Origin of the sequence: Bacillus sp. B2-WWTP-C-10-Post-4, assembly GCF_009183805.1 — a bacterium.
Lineage (GTDB): Bacteria > Bacillota > Bacilli > Bacillales > Bacillaceae_G > Bacillus_A > Bacillus_A cereus.
This window is the reverse complement of the sequence record NZ_WEII01000182.1, coordinates 1-5,139: the sequence shown is the minus strand read 5'-3', so window position 1 is coordinate 5,139 and position 5,139 is coordinate 1. Positions and strand designations below refer to the sequence as shown.

Here is a 5,139-nt window from a genome sequence, read left to right as displayed (position 1 = left end):
TACTACTAGTGCGTATTGCTATACATTTATCGTCACAATTAGAAAGAGATTGTTTACTTAGTACTTTCGGTAAGTAAATAGTTACTGTTGTCCCGATACCAACCTCGCTCATGATACTAATTGTCCCTTGATGACTTTCAATAATTTTATAACTTAACATTAATCCAATACCAGTCCCTTTTTCTTTCGTACTATAAAAAGGTTCACCTAATCTCTTAATTCTTTCTTCAGGTATTCCTATTCCTTCATCTATTACATGAATGATGACACCATCATCATTTATTTCTTTTATGTGAATTGAAATTTCCCCACCATTTGGCATAGCTTCGATTGAATTTTGCAAAATATTAATAAATACTTGTTTCAATTGATTTTCTGAGCATTCAATAATTATATCTTTGTCATCCGTAAATAGTTCAACTTGAATATTTGTCATAATTGCTTTTGTATTCATTAACGATACGACATTTTTAAAAATTTGATAAATATTTTTCTTTTCTGTATTTATCTCATCTGTTTTAGCAATTGCCAGAAATTCTTGCAGGATCGCTTCTATCCTTTCAATTTCAGAGAGCATAAGATCAAAATATTTTTCTTGATCTTCTTTATTAATTTGAAATAACTGTATAAATCCTTTAATTACAGTTAAAGGATTTCTTACTTCATGAGCCACGCCAGCTGCTAATTGACCAATTGCTGCAAGCGTATCTGATTTATTTAGCAATTCTTCTGTCTTTTTTCTCTCTGTAATGTCGCGTACAATAATCATAATTTTATCATGTAATAATGGTAAGCACCTAGCCTCAAAGAAATTAATACTTCCATTAAGTGTGAGTGGATATTCTACAATTACATTCGTTCCTTTTTCCTTCACTTGATTAATGGCTTCCTGAAACTGCTGTGCTACTGAAGATGGTAATACTTCGTAAAACTTTTTTCCCATAAAAGCTTCTGCAGGTACGTAAAACTTTGTAGGAGATCCTGCCTTGTAATCTATAATTGTGCCATCATCTTCTGTTAAGAAACATAAATCTGGTAAAGCTTTAAAAATTAATTCCAGTTCAGATGTTTGTTGTTTTAACTGCTCTTCTATCGCTTTTAAATGTGTAATATCTACACCAACAGCCCAATAACTATATCCTGTTACAGGAAACTGTTCTGATATATTCGACCACATTATTGTTTTGACTTCACCATTTTTACATGTTAAGTGCATTTCCCAATCTCTGAAATTTTTTCCACAAGTTAAAAATTTCTTTTGTATTTGATGGCGATAATTATAATCAGGATACAGTAATTGCAGTGCATTGGGATTTCCAATTATTTCTTCAGCGGTATAACCTGTTACAATTTCACATTCTCGATTCCACAAAACAAAATCTCCATTATAATCAAGCGCATCGACCATAACAGGCATGTTTTGTAAAATCGTATGTAGTTCCTCCTCTTTCCGAGAAAGCAATGTTGTATTTTTGCTTTGAAATACTTTTATTGCGCCATCTAAAATTAAACTTGAGAGCATTTCAAAGTATTTTTGACAACTGAAAATTTCGCTTTTTTTGGACCATACAACAAAAGATCCTAAATGTTGATTGTATAAGAAAATGGGGATTTCAATCTTTGGAAGTTTACTCTTTTTTATCTCATTCATTCCGAATGAAAAAACACACTGTTTTTCAGCATCAAGAAGTTGATGTGATATGTTAGTTAATTTATAAAATTGTTCTGCCATGGTTTCTATTGTACTCACATCAATAAGTTCCATTAGCCGCGAATTCATTCCTTTTTCACCTCAATATGTAAAATTAATACAAATCTAAAATTCATACTTCTCCATTATACGAAGAAAGCTAGTGTAGGTATATAGCTGTAGAATAATTATTCGAACAAATTTTATTTTTCAATTAAAATAAGAAAAGAATATATATACTGAATATACCTTTAATTAGTATATATTTCGTTGATTCCTCACTTATTGTCTAGGTAACTTGAATTCCTTCTTACATTCACTGAATTTTCACTTGAGAGTCATACGCGTCACTAATAGCGGTATAAACATGCAATAAGTATAAAGTTCATAAAATATTCACAATTTTTATGAAAAATATAAACATTTATTCCAATATATTCTATATAATAAAATGTAATAAGGCTTCTATGAATCTCATAGAATACCTTACCCCTAATAAAAAAGAAAAAAGAATCCATTTGGATTCTTTTTTCTTTTTTAATTACATTACATATTTATATAAAGCATGTGCCACACCATGTTCTTCATTTGATAACGTTTCGTATTTACACATTGCTTTTATTTCTTCTACTGCATTCCCCATTGCAATTGATATGTTCGCTTTTTCCATCATAGAAACATCGTTTAGCCCATCACCTATCGCTACAGTGTTTTCAACTGGAATATTAAGATGTTCTGCTAAAGTATATAATCCATTCCCTTTTTGAGCATCTCGATGATTAATCTCTAAATTGTGCCAATATGAAGATGTAATTGCTAAATCTGTATTATGAAGAAATGTTTCTTTGAGTTTTTTTAATTTCTCAATTTCATAAGAAAATGGTAATAGTTTATGCACATGTATATCTGTTTCTACAATTGGTTTACAACTTTCCGCACTATGAAACGCTGTATGCTCAAGATATAATGCTGCGATTGTTTCTAACTCTTTCAAGTCGAAATTTTCTTTTGAATTCTTCACATGCTCAATTTCATTACGTACACTCTCTACTCCATAATCCGGCACATACACACCTTTATCAGTATAGAGCTGATAATATAAACCATTCTCTTCAAGATATTCTACAATTTCAAGTGCCTGCATATTTTGAATTGGATATCTCTTCATCATTTTTTTATCTTTATATATAAGAGCACCATTTTCCGCAATGATTGGACACTCTAAATCAACTTCTAACAATAATCGCTCAATGTCAACAATTGAACGTCCTGTACAAATTGCTACAACATGGCCAGCTTCTTGACATGTTCGAATTGCTTCTGCATTTTCTTTACTTATCATTTTATTCCCCGAAAGAAGAGTTCCATCTAAATCAATTGCGATTAATTTCATTATTTCTTCACCACTTTCTATAAATACACGAGTTCTAATTAATTATTAGGTATCGTTTTCATACAATCCTCGTGAGGTACTTCTTATTTATAATTTATGAAAAGCGTTTCAGGTCAAGAAATAATTAAAAATAAAATCCAAAGCTTTTCTTTTTAAAAAAGCTTTGGATTTTAAACTATGAATTATAACTAATGTATTTTGTCTCACACATGTACACATTTTTTTCTTCAGTTGGTATATATACTTTAAACTTTTCTAACCGTTTTCCATAGACATGAATCGTAATAACGCTTTCATTTTTGCTAATTTCAAGAATATGACAATCCGCTGGTGGAATTACTTTATCTGTTTCTCCTTCTCCCAAATAAAGATTTCCTGTATGTGTTAAATAAACAAGTGAATTTCCAAGTTGTTTCGTTTGTATAAAGTTCTGCACCATAATCCTTCCTGAAAAAACGCCTTCTACTCCCCATGTGCCGTCATGATCATGTAAAGGTGTAGATTGTCCATCTTTCCATACGAGAGCTAGTACTTCAAAACGTTTGAGCGGATCTTCATACAATAAATGTCGTGCATATTGAGTCAAATTGGCCTTCTGTTTATCTAACGGAAGCCATGTTTTCTTTTCTAAAAGTTCTTCTAGTAACTTTTCAATGCCACACACTATTTCTTCTTCAAATAAACCGTTTTCCATAAGATCTGTAACACCTTTAATAAACTTTTGAAATGATTTACTTCCATTACAAGTCAACATAAGAATCCTCCTCTACGTTTTATACAATTCCATATTAAGGTGATTACCGAAAACTCACAATTGAGAAACAAAAAACAAGATGCAAATGTATGCACCTTGTTAAGATTTTTATTTAGCTTTCAATCGAATAGGTAAGTATTTTAATGTTTGTTCATTTTCCAATATACATTTTTCTAAACAGAAAGATGGAGATAGCTCTATTTTTTCAAAAGCATTTATAAAGGTAGTTAATGCAATCTCAGCCTCTAAACGTGCAAGTGGTGCTCCTAAGCAAAAGTGAGGACCTTTCCCAAAGGTTAAATGCTTTTCATTTCCTGTTCGATGTACATTAAATTGAGAGGCTTGTGAAAATTTTTTCTCGTCTAAATTCGCTGCACTAACCCACGCAACAATCATCTGATCCTTTTTCATTAAAGAACCAAATATATTTGTATCCTCTGTAATCCTCCGGGCTAATGTAACAGGAAAGCGATAGCGTAATACTTCCTCAATCGCTTTTGAAATTAAGTTAGGTTCTTTTCTTAACTCTTCATAAATTCCAGGTGAATCTACTAAAAAGCAATAAAAGCTATTAATAATTAAATTTGTAGTGGTTTCATTCCCAGCTGCTAGTAAACCTAATGAAAAGGTTACAATTTCTTCATCGGTTAATCTTTCGCCTTCATATTCAGCTCGAATTAAATCAGAAATGATATCATCGGTTAAATGATATCTCTTTTCCTGAACAATCGGTAGAAGGTATGCTTTGAATTCATTTAATGCTATCCCTTTCTCAGCATCCAGATCATTAAACTTTTCTTTACTATACGGCATAAATAAAATATCAGACCATTCTTTAATTTTTTTACGATCTGTTGTTGGGACTCCTAATAAATCAGAAATAACGGTAACAGGTAAAGGTGCAGCAAACTGTTCAACGATATTAACTTCACTACATTTTTCGATATGTTGTACAAGTTCATCTGCGATAGCCTGTATTCGAGGTTTCCACTGTTCTAAACTTCTTGGAGTAAATGCCTTAGAAACAATGGAACGTACATTGCGATGTTCTGGTGGATCTGTAGAGTTTATATTTATTCTAGTTTCTAAAGGAGGGATTGAGAATTGTCTGCGCTCCCTTCTACTTGAAAATAAGCGACAATCTGATAAAACACGATTTACATCATCATATAAAAAAACATTCCATACATCCTGCTCTTCATCATAATGAACTGGGTGATTATCCCTCATCAAACGATACCATTCATATGGATTCCATAATTCTTCTTTTGTTTTCAGCTTTGAAATTTCATGAACTAAAAT

Annotated in this window: 4 protein-coding genes; all 4 read right to left on the bottom strand. The window is 31.4% G+C overall.

Features of this window, described 5'->3' with window-relative positions; all coding sequences use genetic code 11:
* On the bottom strand, positions 1-1,780 hold a 1,780-nt coding region (locus tag GBN78_RS28380; RefSeq protein WP_152127961.1), incomplete at its 3' end, for a PAS domain-containing sensor histidine kinase.
* 451 nt (positions 1,781-2,231) lie between these two features.
* Positions 2,232-3,083: a Cof-type HAD-IIB family hydrolase gene (locus GBN78_RS28375; RefSeq protein ID WP_000766385.1), complete on the bottom strand. Its 852-nt coding sequence runs from the start codon at positions 3,081-3,083 to the stop codon at positions 2,232-2,234.
* A gap of 175 nt (positions 3,084-3,258) precedes the next feature.
* A complete protein-coding gene (locus GBN78_RS28370) occupies positions 3,259-3,837 on the bottom strand; it encodes a cysteine dioxygenase family protein (RefSeq protein WP_000954437.1) in 579 nt (192 codons plus the stop codon).
* A 108-nt stretch (positions 3,838-3,945) separates the two neighbouring features.
* Positions 3,946-5,139, bottom strand: a 1,194-nt coding sequence (locus tag GBN78_RS28365; RefSeq protein WP_152127960.1) for a cytochrome P450, incomplete at its 5' end; no start/stop codon positions are given.